Origin of the sequence: Thiohalospira halophila DSM 15071, from assembly GCF_900112605.1 — a bacterium.
Taxonomy (GTDB): Bacteria; Pseudomonadota; Gammaproteobacteria; order Thiohalospirales; family Thiohalospiraceae; genus Thiohalospira; species Thiohalospira halophila.
In genome coordinates this window covers 1-15,446 of the sequence record NZ_FOMJ01000016.1, presented here as the reverse complement: position 1 = coordinate 15,446, position 15,446 = coordinate 1, and the positions used below count along the sequence as shown (strand labels likewise).

The window sequence follows — 15,446 nt, the reverse complement described above, 5'->3', positions numbered from 1 at the left end:
TTGCGCCCATCGCCATGGAGGACGGTCTGCGCTTCGCGATTCGCGAGGGCGGCCGCACCGTGGGTGCCGGCGTCGTCTCGAAGATCATCGAGTAACGCGAATCCCGTCGCCCATCGGGTGCGCCCGCCGGGCGGCGATTCCCACAGGCCAGTAGCTCAATTGGCAGAGCAGCGGTCTCCAAAACCGCAGGTTGGGGGTTCGAGTCCCTCCTGGCCTGCCATACATCGGGTGTCGGACCTTTGATGGCAGACAAGCTCAAGCTGTCGCTGGCGGCGGTGGTGCTCTTTGGCGCCATCGCTGCCTTTTATGTCTACGAGGATGTCTCCACCCTGCTTCGGGTGGTCGGCGTCCTCGTGGGGGCCGGCGTGGCGGCTGCCATCGCCCTGCAGACCGCGCGTGGTCGCCAGGCCCGGGAGTTTGTCCGGGGCGCGACCATTGAAGCGCGGAAGGTCGTCTGGCCGACACGCAAGGAAACCGTCCAGACCACGCTCATCGTGCTGGTCATGGTCATCCTCGTCGGGATCCTCCTCTGGCTGCTGGACATGTTCCTGCTCTGGGCGGTGGGTCTGCTGACGGGGCAAGGGGGCTGATCGGGAATGGCCATGCGTTGGTACGTCGTCCACGCCTACTCCGGCTTCGAGAACACCGTCAAACGGTCCCTGCAGGAGCGCATCGAGCGCTACGGCATGCAGGAAGAGTTTGGTGACATCCTCGTTCCCACCGAAGAGGTGGTGGAAATGCGGGAGGGGCAGAAGCGCAAGAGCGAGCGCAAGTTCTTCCCCGGTTACGTCCTCGTCCAGATGGAGATGAATGACCGGACCTGGCACCTCATTAAGGAGGTTCCGCGGGTGCTCGGATTCATCGGTGGTCGGCCGGACAAGCCCGCCCCCATCTCCGACCAAGAGGCCCAAGCCATCCTCGACCGGATGCAGGAGGGAACCGAGCGGCCGCGGCCCAAGGTGCTCTTCGAGCCGGGCGAGGCCGTGCGAATTGTCGATGGTCCCTTCACCGATTTCGAGGGGACCGTTGAAGAGGTCGACTACGACAAGAGCCGTCTGCGGGTCTCGGTCCGAATCTTCGGCCGGTCGACCCCGGTGGATCTCGAGTTCGGCCAGGTGGAAAAGGGCTGATCCTGCCCTCACGGATCCCGGAAGGGATCGCATTCGGGGAGCCCGTCCCCCGCGACGGGCGCTGGCACCCATTCCAGGAGTGAATCATGGCGAAGAAGATCCAGGCCTACGTCAAGCTGCAGGTCCCTGCAGGCCAGGCCAACCCCAGTCCGCCGGTGGGCCCCGCGCTGGGCCAGCACGGCGTGAACATCATGGAGTTCTGCAAGGCGTTCAACGCCGAGACCCAGAACCAGGAGAGCGGGCTGCCCATCCCGGTGGTCATCACGGTCTACAACGATCGCAGCTTCACCTTCATCACCAAGACGCCGCCGGCGCCGGTGCTCCTGAAGAAGGCCGCCAATATCAAGGGCGGCTCCGGTGAGCCCAACCGGAACAAGGTCGGGACCGTCACCCGGGACCAGCTCGAGGAGATCGCCCGGACCAAGGATCCCGATCTCACGGCGACGGACATGGATCGGGCGGTGAAGACCATCGCCGGTACGGCCCGGAGCATGGGCATCAACGTGGAGGGGATGTAAGCCATGGCCCGCAAGACCAAGCGCCAGCAGGCCATCGCCGAGAAGGTGGAGCGCAATCGCCTCTACCCCGCCGACGAGGCCCTGAGCCTGCTCAAGGAACTACCCGCGCCGCGGTTCGTTGAATCCGTGGACGTGGCCGTGAATCTCGGCGTGGATCCGCGCAAGTCCGACCAGGTGGTGCGCGGTTCCACCGTGCTGCCCCACGGTACCGGCAAGAGCACCCGGGTCGCCGTCTTCGCCCAGGGGCAGGCCGCCGATGCCGCCACCGAGGCGGGCGCCGACATCGTCGGCATGGACGACCTGGCCGAGACCATCAAGGCCGGCAACATCGATTTCGATGTGGCCATCGCCGCCCCGGATGCCATGCGGGTTGTCGGCCAGCTTGGCCAGATCCTCGGGCCGCGCGGCCTGATGCCGAACCCCAAGGTCGGCACCGTGACGCCGGATGTGGCCACGGCGGTGCAGAACGCCAAGGCCGGTCAGGTCCAGTACCGCACCGACCGGGGCGGCGTGATCCACGCCTCCATCGGCAAGGTCGATTTCGACACCCAGTCGTTGCGGGAGAATCTCGACGCCCTGCTGGCCGATCTGAACAAGGCCAAGCCGTCGACCGCCAAGGGTGTCTACATGCGCAACGTGACCGTCTCCACGACCATGGGACCAGGGCTCGACGTGGACAAGAGTTCGCTCGCCCTGTAGGTCGCTTGCCATCACCGTCTTTGCGCTGCCGCGATGCGGCGGCTGTCAAAGACCGCCGGTGCCCTCCGGGGCTTAAAGGGAGACACTCCCGCCTGCGCAGACGGTGCCGCCGCCGGCAGGTTCAACCTGACGTCGGGCGCCGTGAAACCGGTTCGGCTTCGGCCGTTCCTGAACGGGTTGGGGCGCGAGCCCCGGCAACGAGGATGAGGTCCCCATGCCACTGACCCTTGAAGAGAAGAAGAGCGTCGTCGCGGAAGTGGCGGATGTGGCGTCCAGCGCCCATTCCGCCATCGCGGCGGAATACCGCGGGCTCACGGCCGTGGAGATGACCGAGCTGCGTGCCAATGCACGCAACGAGGGCGTCTACCTGCGGGTGGTCAAGAATACCCTGGCCGCCCGGGCCGTCGCCGGGACGGAGTTCGAGTGCATCGCGGAGTCCCTTTCCGGGCCTCTCCTGCTTGCCTTCTCCCTGGAGGATCCGGGCGCTGCCGCCCGGCTCCTCAAGGACTTCGGCAAGAAGCACGAGAACCTCTCCGTCCAGCTGGTCGCCGTGGGCGGGCAGGTGCATCCGGCCTCCGAGCTGGAACGCCTGGCCAGCCTGCCGAACCGGGAGCAGGCCCTGAGCCAGCTCCTGGCGGCCATGAAGGCCCCGGTCGAGAAGTTCGTGCGTACGCTCAACGAGCCCCAGGCGAAGCTCGCCCGTACCCTTGGTGCGGTCCGCGAGCAGAAGGAAGCCCAGGGCGCCTGAAACCAGGTTGAACGGCCCGGTTACCGGGCCTGTCACACAACGGAGTAGAAACAATGGCCGTTTCCAAAGACGAGATCCTCGAGACCATTTCCAACATGTCCGTGATGGAGGTCGTCGACCTCATCGAGGCCATGGAAGAGAAGTTCGGCGTTACCGCCGCTGCCCCGGTCGCCGCGGCCGCGCCGGCCGCCGGTGGTGGTGAGGCCGCCGGTGCCGCCGAGGAGCAGACCGAGTTCGACGTCGTCATGTCCAGCTTCGGCGACAACAAGGTCGGCGTGATCAAGACCGTGCGCGGCATCACCGGCCTTGGCCTGAAGGAAGCCAAGGAGATGGTCGAGGGCGTTCCCTCCACCGTGAAGGAAGGCGCCTCGAAGGAAGAGGCGGACGACATGAAGTCTCAGCTCGAGGAGGCTGGCGCCACCGTGGAGCTCAAGTAAACGGTGGTCGGAAGCGAGCGCTCATGGAGCGCCGCTTTCGCCAGCCAGGGATGGCCGAATCCTGATCCGGCTGGTGGCCGCTGGCTACCGGCCTTTTTCCGCTGGTATGCGGAGGGTGTTGCAGCGCCAGTAAACGACTGCAACGCCGACGGCCCCTCCGGGGGCGGGAACGATTGACTAGCCGAGGACTATCGATGGCCTACTCTTTCACCGAAAAGAAACGCATCCGCAAGGATTTCGGTAAACGCGCCGGCGTTGTCGAAGTGCCGTACCTGCTGGCCATTCAGCTCGACTCCTACCGGACCTTCCTGCAGGAGGGCGTCGAGCCGGAGGCACGCGAAGAGAAGGGGCTCCACGGGGCCTTTCGCTCGGTTTTCCCCATCAGCAGCTACTCCGGCAATGCGCGCCTGGAGTACGTCAGCTATCGGCTCGGCACCCCGACCTTCGATGTGAAGGAGTGCCAGATGCGGGGGATGACCTACGCCGCTCCCCTGCGGGTGAAGCTGCGCCTGGTCATCCACGACAAGGAGTCCAGCAGCGGCGCGGTGAAGGACATCAAGGAGCAGGAGGTCTACATGGGGGAACTCCCCCTGATGACCGAGAACGGCACCTTCGTTGTCAACGGCACCGAACGGGTCATCGTCTCCCAGCTGCACCGCTCCCCGGGGGTCTTCTTCGACCACGACAAGGGCAAGACCCACTCTTCGGGCAAGCTCCTGTTTAACGCCCGGGTGATCCCCTATCGCGGCTCGTGGCTCGATTTCGAGTTCGATCCCAAGGACAACATCTATGTCCGCATCGACCGGCGGCGGAAGCTGCCGGCCTCCGTGCTGCTGCGCGCGCTGGGGTATGACGACGAGGAGATCCTGGACGCCTTCTTCCAGAAGGACCGGATCCGCCTGGGCCGTGAGGGGGTCCAGCTCGGGCTCGTTCCGCAGCGCCTGCGCGGCGAGACGGTAAACTTCGACATCCAGGTGGACGGGGAGACGGTGGTCGAGGCCGGCCGCCGGGTGACCGCGCGCCACGTAAAGCAGCTGGAGAAGTCCGGCGCCGAGTGGCTGGATGTGCCCCAGGAGTTCATCCTGGGCCGCCGCCTGGCGCGCGCCATCATGGACCACGAGACTGGCGAGATCATGGCGGAGCCCAACGAGGAGCTCACCGAGGAGCTCATCGGCCGGCTCTACAACGCCGGGGTGGACGAGGTCGAGACCATCTACACCAACGACCTCGACCAGGGTCCCTATATGTCCAACAGCCTGCAGGTGGATCACACCCGTACGCTCATGGAGGCGCGGGTCGAGATCTACCGCATGATGCGGCCGGGCGAGCCGCCGACCAAGGAAGCGGCGGACAACCTCTTCGACAACCTGTTCTTCACCGACGACCGCTACGACCTCTCGGCCGTCGGGCGCATGAAGTTCAACCGTCGCGTGGGCCGCCAGGAGACCACCGGCCTCGGTATCCTCTACGACGGCAAGTACTTTGCCGCCAGCGAGGATCCCGAGCGGCAGAAGATCGTCGAGGAGCACGGCGAGGAGTCGGACATCCTCGATGTCCTGCACACCCTCATCGACATCCGCAATGGCAACGGCACCGTCGACGACATCGACCACCTCGGCAACCGCCGGATCCGGTCGGTGGGCGAGATGGCCGAGAACCAGTTCCGGGTGGGCCTGGTCCGCGTGGAGCGCGCCGTGAAGGAGCGGCTCTCCCAGGCGGAGTCCGAGGAGCTGATGCCCCAGGAGCTCATCAACGCCAAGCCGGTCTCGGCGGCGGTGAAGGAGTTCTTCGGCTCCAGCCAGCTCTCCCAGTTCATGGACCAGAACAACCCGCTCTCCGAGGTGACCCACAAGCGCCGGATCTCGGCGCTGGGTCCGGGCGGCCTCACCCGTGAACGGGCCGGCTTCGAGGTGCGGGACGTCCACGCCACCCACTACGGCCGGGTCTGCCCCATCGAGACGCCGGAGGGGCCGAACATCGGCCTCATCAACTCCCTGGCGGTCTTCGCCCGGCCCAACGAGTACGGCTTTCTGGAGACGCCGTACCGCAAGGTCGAGGACGGCAAGGCGACCGACGAGGTGGTCTTCCTCTCCGCCATCGACGAGGCCGAGTACGTCATCGCCCAGGCCAATACGCAGCTCGATGAAGAGGGGCGGATCACCGAGGATCTCGTGACCTGCCGCCACTCCAACGAGTTCACGACGGCGACGCCGGACCGCATCCAGTACATGGACGTCTCGCCGCGGCAGATCGTCTCGGTGGCCGCCGCCCTGCTCCCCTTCCTGGAGCACGACGACGCCAACCGCGCGCTCATGGGGGCGAACATGCAGCGCCAGGCGGTGCCGACCCTGCGGGCCGACAAGCCCCTGGTGGGGACCGGCATGGAGCGTGCCGTGGCGGTGGACTCCGGTGTGACCGTGGTGGCTCGCCGCGGCGGCACCATCGCCTCCGTGGACGCCGGCCGCGTGGTGGTCCGGGTCAACGATGACGAGGCGGCCCCCGGTGAGCCCGGTGTCGATATCTACAATCTGACCAAGTACACCCGTTCCAACCAGAACACCACCATCAACCAGCGTCCGCTGGTGGGGCCCGGCGACATCGTCGCCCGCGGCGACGTCCTCGCCGACGGCCCCTCCACCGACATGGGCGAGCTGGCCCTGGGCCAGAACCTCCTGGTGGCGTTCATGCCGTGGAACGGCTACAACTTCGAGGACTCCATCCTCATCTCCGAGCGCGTGGTCGAGGAGGACCGGTACACCACCGTCCACATCGAGGAACTCAATTGCGTCGCCCGGGACACCAAGCTCGGTTCCGAGGAGATCACCGCGGACATCCCCAACGTCGGCGAGTCCGCGCTCAACCGGCTGGACGAGTCCGGCGTGGTCCACATCGGCGCCGAGGTGAAGCCCGGCGACATCCTCGTGGGCAAGGTCACGCCCAAGAGCGAGACCCAGCTCACGCCGGAGGAAAAGCTCCTCCGGGCGATCTTCGGCGAGAAGGCCTCGGACGTGAAGGATACCTCCCTGCGGGTCCCCACCGGAATCTACGGGACCGTCATCGACGTCCAGGTCTTCACCCGCGACGGCGTGGAGAAGGATGCCCGCGCCCAGGCCATCGAGGATGCGGAGCTGGAGTCCCACTGGAAGGATCTCATGGACCAGTACGAGATCCTCGCCCGGGACACCTACGCCCGTGTCGAGAAGATGCTGGTGGGCAAGGTCGCTGCCGGCGGGCCCAACGGCCTGGAGAGCGGGACCAAGATCACCAAGAGCTATCTCAACCAGCTGGATCCCCAGCGCTGGTTCGAGATCCGGCTGAAGAACGACGAGGTCAACAGCCAGCTCGAGATGATCGCCGAGCAGCTCAAGGAGCAGCGGGCCGACGTCGACCGCCGCTACGACGAGAAGAAGGAGAAGGTCACCCAGGGCGACGACCTCGCCCCGGGGGTGCTCAAGATGGTCAAGGTCCACCTGGCCGTGAAGCGGCGCTTCCAGCCCGGGGACAAGATGGCCGGCCGCCACGGCAACAAGGGCGTCATCTCCACCATCGTCCCGGTGGAGGACATGCCCTACCTCGATGACGGCACGCCCATGGACATCATTCTGAACCCGTTGGGCGTACCCTCGCGGATGAACGTCGGGCAGGTGCTGGAGACCCACCTGGGCTGGGCGGCCCGAGGACTGGGCCACAAGATCTCGCGGATGCTCGATGCCAAGAACCAGGCTACCGAGATCCGCGGCTTCCTGGAGAAGATCTACAACTCCAGCGGCCACAAGGAGGACCTGGAATCGTTCAGTGACGAGGAGATCGTCGACCTGGCCGAGAACCTCCGGGGTGGTGTGCCCATGGCGACGCCGGTCTTCGACGGCGCCACGGAGGAGGAGATCAAGACCATGCTCCGCCTGGCGGACCTTCCGGAGAACGGCCAGACGACGCTCTACGACGGCCGGACCGGTGAGGCCTTCGACCGCGAGGTGACCGTCGGCTACATGTACATGCTCAAGCTCAACCACCTGGTGGATGACAAGATGCATGCCCGCTCCACCGGCCCCTACTCCCTGGTGACCCAGCAGCCGCTGGGTGGCAAGGCGCAGTTCGGCGGCCAGCGCTTCGGCGAGATGGAGGTCTGGGCGCTGGAGGCGTATGGCGCCTCCTACACCCTCCAGGAGATGCTCACCGTGAAGTCGGACGACGTGCAGGGCCGTACGAAGATGTACAAGAACATCGTCGACGGTAACCATCGCATGGATGCCGGCATGCCGGAGTCGTTCAATGTCCTGCTCAAGGAGATCCGGGCACTGGGCATCGACATCGAGCTGGAGCAGCAGGACTAGGCAGGGCATCCCGTGGCGCCCCTTTCGGGGGGCGGGACGCAACGAGAGGGCACGACTTTGAAAGACCTACTCAATCTCCTCAAGCAGCAGGGCCAGCTGGAGGATTTCGACGGCATCCGCATCGCCCTGGCGTCGCCGGAGAAGATCCGGTCGTGGTCCTACGGCGAGGTCAAGAAGCCGGAGACCATCAACTACCGGACCTTCAAGCCGGAGCGCGACGGCCTCTTCTGCGCCAAGATCTTCGGGCCGGTGAAGGACTACGAGTGCCTCTGCGGCAAGTACAAGCGCCTCAAGCACCGCGGCGTGATCTGCGAGAAGTGCGGCGTCGAGGTGACCCAGTCCAAGGTGCGCCGGGAGCGCATGGGCCATATCGACCTGGCCTCCCCGGTGGCGCACATCTGGTTCCTGAAGTCCCTGCCGTCGCGCATGGGCATGCTGCTGGACATGACCCTGCGCGACATCGAGCGGATCCTCTACTTCGAGGCGTTCATCGTCATCGATCCGGGCCTCACCGGCCTGGAGCAGGGCCAGTTGCTCACCGATGAGCAGTACCTGGACGCCCTGGAGGAGTACGGCGACGAGTTCGACGCCCGCATGGGCGCCGAGGCCGTTTTCGAGATGCTCAAGAAGCTGGATCTCCGCGTGGAGGCCGAGCAGCTCCGGGAGGAGATGAACGGCACCAACTCGGAGACCAAGCTCAAGAAGTACTCCAAGCGGCTCAAGCTGCTGGAGGCCTTCATCGAGTCCGGGAACAAGCCGGAGTGGATGGTCATGACGGTGCTGCCGGTGCTGCCGCCGGAGCTGCGGCCGCTGGTGCCGCTGGAGGGCGGGCGCTTCGCCACCTCCGACCTGAACGACCTCTACCGCCGGGTCATCAACCGCAACAACCGCCTCAAGCGGCTGCTGGACCTCAATGCGCCGGACATCATCGTGCGCAACGAGAAGCGCATGCTGCAGGAGTCGGTGGACGCGCTGCTGGATAACGGCCGCCGCGGCCGGGCCATTACCGGCTCCAACCGCCGACCACTCAAGTCCCTGGCGGACATGATTAAGGGCAAGCAGGGCCGCTTCCGGCAGAACCTGCTGGGCAAGCGCGTGGACTACTCCGGCCGCTCGGTCATCGTGGTCGGCCCCACCCTGCGCCTGCACCAGTGCGGTCTGCCCAAGAAGATGGCGCTGGAGCTGTTCAAGCCCTTCATCTTCTCCAAGCTGGAGCGCCGCGGCCTGGCCACCACCATCAAGGCGGCCAAGAAGATGGTGGAGCGCGAGACTGCCGAGGTCTGGGACATCCTCGAGGAGGTGATCCGCGAGCACCCGGTGATGCTCAACCGGGCGCCGACGCTCCACCGCCTGGGCATCCAGGCCTTCGAGCCCGTGTTGATCGAGGGCAAGGCGATCCAGCTCCATCCGCTGGTCTGTGCCGCCTTCAACGCCGACTTCGACGGTGACCAGATGGCGGTCCACGTCCCGCTGGCCCTGGAGGCACAGCTCGAGGCGCGGTCGCTGATGATGTCGTCGAACAACATCCTGGCACCGGCCTCCGGCGAGCCCATCATCGTCCCCTCCCAGGACGTGGTGCTCGGGCTCTACTACATGACCCGCGAGCAGGTGAACGTCCGTGGTGAGGGCAAGGTCTTCGCCGACGTCTCCGAGGTCCGGCGGGCGTATGACAATGGCGAGGCCGCCCTGCATGCCCGCATCAAGGTGCGCATCCACGAGCGTGTCGTGGACGAAGAGGGCGAGTGGAGCGAGCAGACCACCCTGCGGGATACCACCGTGGGCCGGGCCCTCCTGTTCGAGATCGTCCCGGAAGGCCTGGCGTTCGAGCTGGTCGACCAGGCCATGAACAAGAAAGCGATCTCGGCGGTGCTCAACAGCTCCTATCGCCGGCTTGGCCTGAAGGACACCGTGGTCTTCGCCGACCAGATCATGTACATGGGCTTCTACTACTCCACCAAGGCCGGCGTCTCCTTCGGCGTCGAGGACATGGAGATCCCCGAGGAGAAGGCGGAGATCCTGGGCCGCGCCGAGGAGGAGGTGAAGGAGATCGAGCAGCAGTACACCTCCGGCCTGGTGACCAACGGCGAGCGGTACAACAAGGTCGTCGACATCTGGTCCCACACCAACGAGCAGATCTCAGGCGCCATGATGGACCGCCTCGGGAAGGACATCGTCCACGATGCCGAGGGCAATGAAGTGGAGCAGGAGTCGCTGAACTCCGTCTACATCATGGCCGACTCCGGCGCCCGGGGTTCCCCGGCCCAGATCCGGCAGCTTGCCGGCATGCGGGGCCTGATGGCCAAGCCGGACGGCTCCATCATCGAGACGCCCATCACGGCCAACTTCCGTGAGGGGCTCGATGTCCTGCAGTACTTCATCTCCACCCACGGCGCCCGGAAGGGGCTGGCGGACACGGCGCTCAAGACCGCCAACTCCGGCTACCTCACCCGCCGCCTGGTGGATGTGTCGCAGGACCTGGTGGTCACCGAGGAGGACTGCGGGACCGAGCGCGGTCTCTCCATGCAGCCCCTCATCGAGGGCGGCGACGTGGTCGAGGCGCTGGGCGAACGCGTCCTCGGCCGGGTCCTGGCGGAGCATGTCTACCATCCGGGGACCGACGACGTCGCCATCAGGGCCGGCACCCTGCTGGACGAGTACTGGGTCAATCGCCTGGAGCAAATGAGCGTGGACCACGTGCTGGTTCGGGCGCCCATTACCTGCGATACCCGGTACGGGGTCTGTGCCAAGTGCTACGGGCGCGACCTGGGCCGGGGCCATCTGGTCAACGTCGGCGAGTCCGTCGGCGTCATCGGTGCCCAGTCCATCGGCGAGCCGGGTACGCAGCTCACCATGCGGACCTTCCACATCGGTGGTGCGGCATCGCGTGCGGCAGCAGTATCCGAGATCGAGGTCAAGACTACCGGTACGGTGCGCCTCTACAACCTGAAGATGGTGAAGCACACCTCTTCGGGCAAGAACGTGGCGGTCTCCCGTTCCGGCGAGGTCCTGGTCTACGACGAGGCCGGCTCCGAGCGGGAGCGGTACAAGGTGCCCTACGGCGCGACCATCCATCTCAACGACGGCGACCCCGTCGAGGGGGGCCAGATCGTGGCCAACTGGGACCCTCATACCCACCCCATCGTTACCGAGGTGGCGGGGCGTCTCGAGTTCACCGACTTCGTCGAGGGTACCAGTGTTGAGAGCCAGACCGACGAGATCACCGGTCTCTCCAGCCTGGTCATCCTGGATCCGAAGCAGCAGGGCGCGACCCGCGACATGCGGCCGATGGTCAAGCTGGTCGACACCGACGGAGGCAACATCTGTATCCCCGGGACCGACACACCGGCTCACTACTTCCTGCCCCCGGGCGCCATCGTCCAGCAGGAGAACGGGGCCGACGTGGAGATCGGCGACGTCCTCGCCCGGATCCCGCAGGAGTCCTCCAAGACCCGTGATATCACCGGCGGCCTTCCCCGGGTGGCGGACCTCTTCGAGGCCCGGCGTCCCAAGGAGGCGGCCATCCTCGCGGAGACCTCGGGCGTCGTCTCCTTCGGCAAGGAGACCAAGGGCAAGAAGCGGTTGGTCATTACGCCGCCGCACAGCGATGCCGACCCGGTGGAGATGCTCATCCCGAAGTGGCGGCACATCTCCGTCTTCGAGGGCGAGCACGTGGAGCGCGGCGAGGTTATCGTCGACGGTCCGACGGATCCCCACGACATCCTGCGACTGCTCGGTGTCGAGGAGCTGGCCCGGTACATCGTCAACGAGGTGCAGGACGTCTACCGCCTCCAGGGCGTGAAGATCAACGACAAGCACATCGAGGTGATCGTTCGCCAGATGCTGCGCAAGATCGAGATCACGGACGCCGGTGACACCAAGCTCCTCAAGGGCGACCAGATCGAGTACCCCCGGGTACTGGAGGAGAACGAGCGGGTAGAGGCCCAGGGCGGGCGTCCGGCCCGCTGGGAGCCCATGCTGCTGGGGATCACCAAGGCCTCGCTGGCGACGGAGTCCTTCATCTCGGCGGCTTCCTTCCAGGAGACCACCCGCGTCCTCACGGAGGCCGCAGTGGCCGGGAAGGTGGACGACCTCCGCGGTCTCAAGGAGAACGTCATTGTCGGGCGCCTGATCCCGGCCGGTACCGGGCTGGCCTATCACGACGAGCGACGTCGGCAGCGCCAGATGGAAACCTTCGCCATGCCGGACACCGCCGAGTACGGTTCCGTCGAAGAGGAGGTGGATCCCGAGTCGGCCTTCGAGACCCTTGAGGAACCCGAAGAGGGTTCCGACGAGGCCCCCGAGGGCGACGAGGAGTAGTTACGCCCGCCGGAGCGAGGCTTGACAGGATACCCGGAGCCTCGCATAATTCGGCGTCTTCCACAGGCCGGCCTTCCGGCCTGTCGTTTATTTTTGGGTTGGAGTTGTATTCATGGCGACCACCAATCAGCTGGTACGCAAGCCGCGCAAGCGCCGCAAGCCCGCGAGCAATGTGCCGGCCCTCGAGGCCTGCCCGCAGCGGCGCGGCGTCTGCACCCGCGTCTATACCACGACCCCGAAGAAGCCCAACTCGGCCCTGCGGAAGGTCGCCCGGGTGCGACTGACCAACGGCTACGAGGTTGCCTCCTATATCGGGGGCGAGGGGCACAATCTCCAGGAGCACTCCGTGGTCCTCATCCGTGGCGGTCGAGTCAAGGACCTGCCGGGTGTGCGCTACCACACCGTTCGCGGTGCTCTGGATACTGCGGGGGTCAAGGAACGGCGTCAGGGCCGTTCCAAGTATGGCGCCAAGCGGCCCAAGTCCTGATGACCCGCTCGACGGAAGGGTAAGAAATGGCGAGAAGACGAGTTGCAGCCAAGCGCGAGATCCTGCCGGACCCGAAGTTCGGGGACTCCCAGCTGGCCAAGTTCGTAAACATCCTCATGCGGGATGGCAAGAAGTCCGTGGCGGAGAGCATCGTCTACGGTGCCCTGGATACGGTCCAGGAGCGCGGGCGCAAGGATCCGCTGGAGGCCTTCGGCCAGGCTCTGGAGAACATCCGGCCTTCCGTCGAGGTGAAGTCCCGCCGCGTGGGCGGGGCGACCTACCAGGTTCCGGTGGAAGTGCGTCCCTCCCGGCGTACTGCCCTGGCAATGCGCTGGCTCGTGGACGCCGCCCGGAAGCGGGGGGAGAAAAACATGCGCCAGCGTCTGGCCGGCGAGATCCTCGATGCCTACGAGCAGCGCGGGTCCGCCGTGAAGAAGCGGGAAGACGTCCATCGGATGGCAGAGGCCAACAAGGCCTTCTCCCACTACCGCTGGTAACAGAAACAGCAGCACGCGAATAACCGAGGTCCAGCCGTGGCACGCAAGACCCCTCTCGAGCGCTACCGTAATATCGGGATCATGGCGCATATCGACGCCGGTAAGACAACGACTACCGAGCGTATCCTTTTCTACAGCGGCGTCTCGCACAAGATCGGCGAGGTCCATGACGGGGCCGCCGTCATGGACTGGATGTCCCAGGAGCAGGAGCGCGGGATCACCATCACCTCCGCGGCGACCACCTGCTTCTGGCGCGGCATGGACCAGCAGTATCCGGAGACCCGGATCAACATCATCGACACCCCGGGCCACGTGGACTTCACCATCGAGGTGGAACGGTCCCTGCGTGTGCTCGACGGTGCGGTGTCGGTGTTCTGCGCGGTCGGCGGCGTCGAGCCCCAGTCCGAGACGGTCTGGCGGCAGGCCAACAAGTACGAAGTCCCGCGTATGGCGTTCGTCAACAAGATGGACCGCCAGGGCGCCAACTTCATGCGTGTGGTCGAGCAGATCCGGGAGCGTCTCGGCTCCAATCCGATCCCGCTGCAGCTGCCCATCGGGGCCGAGGATTCCTTCGAGGGTGTGATCGACCTCATCCGCATGAAGGCGATCTACTGGAATGCCGACGACATGGGCATGACCTACGAGCAGACCGAGATCCCGGCCGAGCTCGCGGACGAGGCGGCCAAGTGGCGTTCGGTGATGGTCGAGGCGGCCGCCGAGGCCTCCGAAGAGCTCATGGAGAAGTATCTCGAGGAGGGCGACCTGGACGCCGAGTCCATCCGCGGCGGCATCCGGCAGCAGACCCTGGCCAACGAGATCGTTCCGGCGCTCTGCGGTACAGCGTTCAAGAACAAGGGTGTGCAGGCGCTCCTCGACGCGGTCATCGAGTTCATGCCCGCCCCGAGCGACATCCCCGCCATTACCGGCGAGCTGGAGGATGGCACCCCCGGAGAGCGCAAGCCTTCCGACGACGAGCCCTTTTCGGCGCTGGCGTTCAAGATCGCTACCGATCCCTACGTTGGCAGCCTCGCCTTCTTCCGGGTCTACTCCGGCAAGGTCTCCAGCGGCGACACGATCTACAACCCGGTGAAGGGTAAGCGCGAGCGGATCGGTCGACTGCTGCAGATGCACTCCAACTCCCGCGAAGAGATCAAGGAGGTCTATGCCGGTGACATCGCCGCGGCCGTCGGCCTGAAGGATGTCACGACGGGCGAGACGCTCTGCGACATGGATAACCGGATCATCCTGGAGCGCATGGAGTTCCCGGAGCCCGTCATCGCGGTAGCCATCGAGCCCAAGACCAAGAGCGACCAGGAGAAGATGGGCATGGCCCTGGGCAAGCTCGCCCAGGAGGACCCGTCCTTCAAGGTGCGGACCGATGAAGAATCGGGTCAGACCATCATCTCCGGCATGGGTGAGCTGCACCTGGATATCATCGTCGACCGGCTCAAGCGGGAGTTCAAGGTCGAGGCCAATGTCGGCGCACCGCAGGTTGCCTACCGCGAGACCCTCAAGGGCTCGGTGGAGGCCGAGGGCAAGTTTATCCGCCAGTCCGGCGGCCGTGGTCAGTACGGCCACGTCATGGTCCGGCTGGAGCCCCAGGAGCCCGGCCACGGTTACGAGTTTGTCAATGCCATCGTCGGTGGCGTCGTGCCGAAGGAGTACATCGGTTCGGTGGAAAAGGGCATCCAGGAGGCCATGGAGAATGGTGTCCTCGCTGGCTACCCGATGGTCGACGTCAAGGCGACGCTGTTCGACGGCTCCTATCACGATGTGGACTCCAGCGAGAGCGCGTTCCACATCGCCGGCTCCATGGCTCTGAAGGAAGGGGCCAACAAGGCGGGTATTGCGCTGCTGGAGCCGATGATGAAGGTCGAGTCCGTGACTCCCGAGGAGTACATGGGTGACGTCATGGGTGACCTCAACCGACGCCGTGGTACCGTGCAGGGCATGGATGACACGCCGGCGGGCAAGGTGATTCGGGCCCACGTGCCACTGTCCGAGATGTTCGGGTATGCGACGGACCTGCGGTCGTTTACGCAGGGACGGGCCTCGTACACCATGCAGTTCGAGAAATACGCGGAGGCCCCGGCGAGCGTCGTCGAAGAGGTCGTCAAGAAGGCTTCCTGATTACGGCTTTTCTGAGTTCAACAACCGGATCGAGAGGGTAGGACCGTGTCCAAAGAGAAATACGAGCGCACCAAGCCGCACGTCAACGTGGGGACCATTGGTCACGTGGACCACGGCAAGACGACGCTGACGGCGGCGATGACCAAGGT

Annotated in this window: 13 protein-coding genes and 1 tRNA gene; all 14 read left to right on the top strand. The window is 65.5% G+C overall.

Going from position 1 to position 15,446, the window contains the following annotated elements:
• Nucleotides 1-95: EF-Tu C-terminal domain-related protein (locus BM272_RS13315; protein ID WP_207545791.1), on the top strand; the 95-nt coding region annotated here is incomplete at its 5' end.
• Nucleotides 96-144: 49 nt separating this feature from the next.
• Nucleotides 145-220 (top strand) — tRNA-Trp (locus BM272_RS13310).
• 22 nt (nt 221-242) lie between these two features.
• Nucleotides 243-590, top strand: coding sequence for a preprotein translocase subunit SecE (gene secE, locus BM272_RS13305; protein ID WP_093429283.1), 348 nt, complete (start codon nt 243-245; stop codon nt 588-590).
• Between the two features lie 6 nt (nt 591-596).
• Nucleotides 597-1,130 carry a transcription termination/antitermination protein NusG gene (gene nusG / locus BM272_RS13300; protein ID WP_093429282.1) on the top strand — a complete coding sequence of 178 codons (534 nt, stop codon included), beginning with the start codon at nt 597-599 and terminating at the stop codon, nt 1,128-1,130.
• A gap of 86 nt (nt 1,131-1,216) precedes the next feature.
• Nucleotides 1,217-1,648, top strand: coding sequence for a 50S ribosomal protein L11 (rplK, locus tag BM272_RS13295; protein ID WP_093429281.1), 432 nt, complete (start codon nt 1,217-1,219; stop codon nt 1,646-1,648).
• Between the two features lie 3 nt (nt 1,649-1,651).
• Nucleotides 1,652-2,347 (top strand): 50S ribosomal protein L1, encoded by a 696-nt coding sequence (gene rplA / locus BM272_RS13290; RefSeq protein WP_093429280.1) that lies wholly within the window; start codon nt 1,652-1,654, stop codon nt 2,345-2,347.
• Between the two features lie 214 nt (nt 2,348-2,561).
• A complete protein-coding gene (gene rplJ, locus BM272_RS13285) occupies nt 2,562-3,095 on the top strand; it encodes a 50S ribosomal protein L10 (RefSeq protein ID WP_093429279.1) in 534 nt (177 codons plus the stop codon).
• 53 nt (nt 3,096-3,148) lie between these two features.
• Nucleotides 3,149-3,532 (top strand): 50S ribosomal protein L7/L12, encoded by a 384-nt coding sequence (rplL, locus tag BM272_RS13280; RefSeq protein WP_093429278.1) that lies wholly within the window; start codon nt 3,149-3,151, stop codon nt 3,530-3,532.
• A gap of 194 nt (nt 3,533-3,726) precedes the next feature.
• The gene (gene rpoB, locus BM272_RS13275) at nt 3,727-7,866 is read left to right on the top strand and encodes a DNA-directed RNA polymerase subunit beta (protein WP_093429277.1); all 4,140 of its coding nucleotides are present in this window, start codon (nt 3,727-3,729) and stop codon (nt 7,864-7,866) included.
• A gap of 57 nt (nt 7,867-7,923) precedes the next feature.
• Nucleotides 7,924-12,183 (top strand): DNA-directed RNA polymerase subunit beta', encoded by a 4,260-nt coding sequence (gene rpoC, locus BM272_RS13270; RefSeq protein ID WP_093429276.1) that lies wholly within the window; start codon nt 7,924-7,926, stop codon nt 12,181-12,183.
• 112 nt (nt 12,184-12,295) lie between these two features.
• Nucleotides 12,296-12,670 carry a 30S ribosomal protein S12 gene (rpsL, locus tag BM272_RS13265; RefSeq protein WP_093429275.1) on the top strand — a complete coding sequence of 125 codons (375 nt, stop codon included), beginning with the start codon at nt 12,296-12,298 and terminating at the stop codon, nt 12,668-12,670.
• Nucleotides 12,671-12,696: 26 nt separating this feature from the next.
• A complete protein-coding gene (gene rpsG / locus BM272_RS13260) occupies nt 12,697-13,167 on the top strand; it encodes a 30S ribosomal protein S7 (RefSeq protein ID WP_093429274.1) in 471 nt (156 codons plus the stop codon).
• Between the two features lie 81 nt (nt 13,168-13,248).
• Nucleotides 13,249-15,297, top strand: coding sequence for an elongation factor G (gene fusA / locus BM272_RS13255; RefSeq protein ID WP_449649474.1), 2,049 nt, complete (start codon nt 13,249-13,251; stop codon nt 15,295-15,297).
• Between the two features lie 45 nt (nt 15,298-15,342).
• Nucleotides 15,343-15,446: GTP-binding protein (locus tag BM272_RS13250; protein WP_205407821.1), on the top strand; the 104-nt coding region annotated here is incomplete at its 3' end.

What these genes read in the sequence shown, in the direction of transcription:
- secE (WP_093429283.1), top strand. Translation starts at nt 243, where the DNA reads ATGGCAGACAAGCTCAAGCTGTCGCTGGCGGCGGTGGTGCTCTTTGGC.
- nusG (WP_093429282.1), top strand. Translation starts at nt 597, where the DNA reads ATGGCCATGCGTTGGTACGTCGTCCACGCCTACTCCGGCTTCGAGAAC.
- rplK (WP_093429281.1), top strand. Translation starts at nt 1,217, where the DNA reads ATGGCGAAGAAGATCCAGGCCTACGTCAAGCTGCAGGTCCCTGCAGGC.
- rplA (WP_093429280.1), top strand. Translation starts at nt 1,652, where the DNA reads ATGGCCCGCAAGACCAAGCGCCAGCAGGCCATCGCCGAGAAGGTGGAG.
- rplJ (WP_093429279.1), top strand. Translation starts at nt 2,562, where the DNA reads ATGCCACTGACCCTTGAAGAGAAGAAGAGCGTCGTCGCGGAAGTGGCG.
- rplL (WP_093429278.1), top strand. Translation starts at nt 3,149, where the DNA reads ATGGCCGTTTCCAAAGACGAGATCCTCGAGACCATTTCCAACATGTCC.
- rpoB (WP_093429277.1), top strand. Translation starts at nt 3,727, where the DNA reads ATGGCCTACTCTTTCACCGAAAAGAAACGCATCCGCAAGGATTTCGGT.
- rpsL (WP_093429275.1), top strand. Translation starts at nt 12,296, where the DNA reads ATGGCGACCACCAATCAGCTGGTACGCAAGCCGCGCAAGCGCCGCAAG.
- rpsG (WP_093429274.1), top strand. Translation starts at nt 12,697, where the DNA reads ATGGCGAGAAGACGAGTTGCAGCCAAGCGCGAGATCCTGCCGGACCCG.
- fusA (WP_449649474.1), top strand. Translation starts at nt 13,249, where the DNA reads ATGGCGCATATCGACGCCGGTAAGACAACGACTACCGAGCGTATCCTT.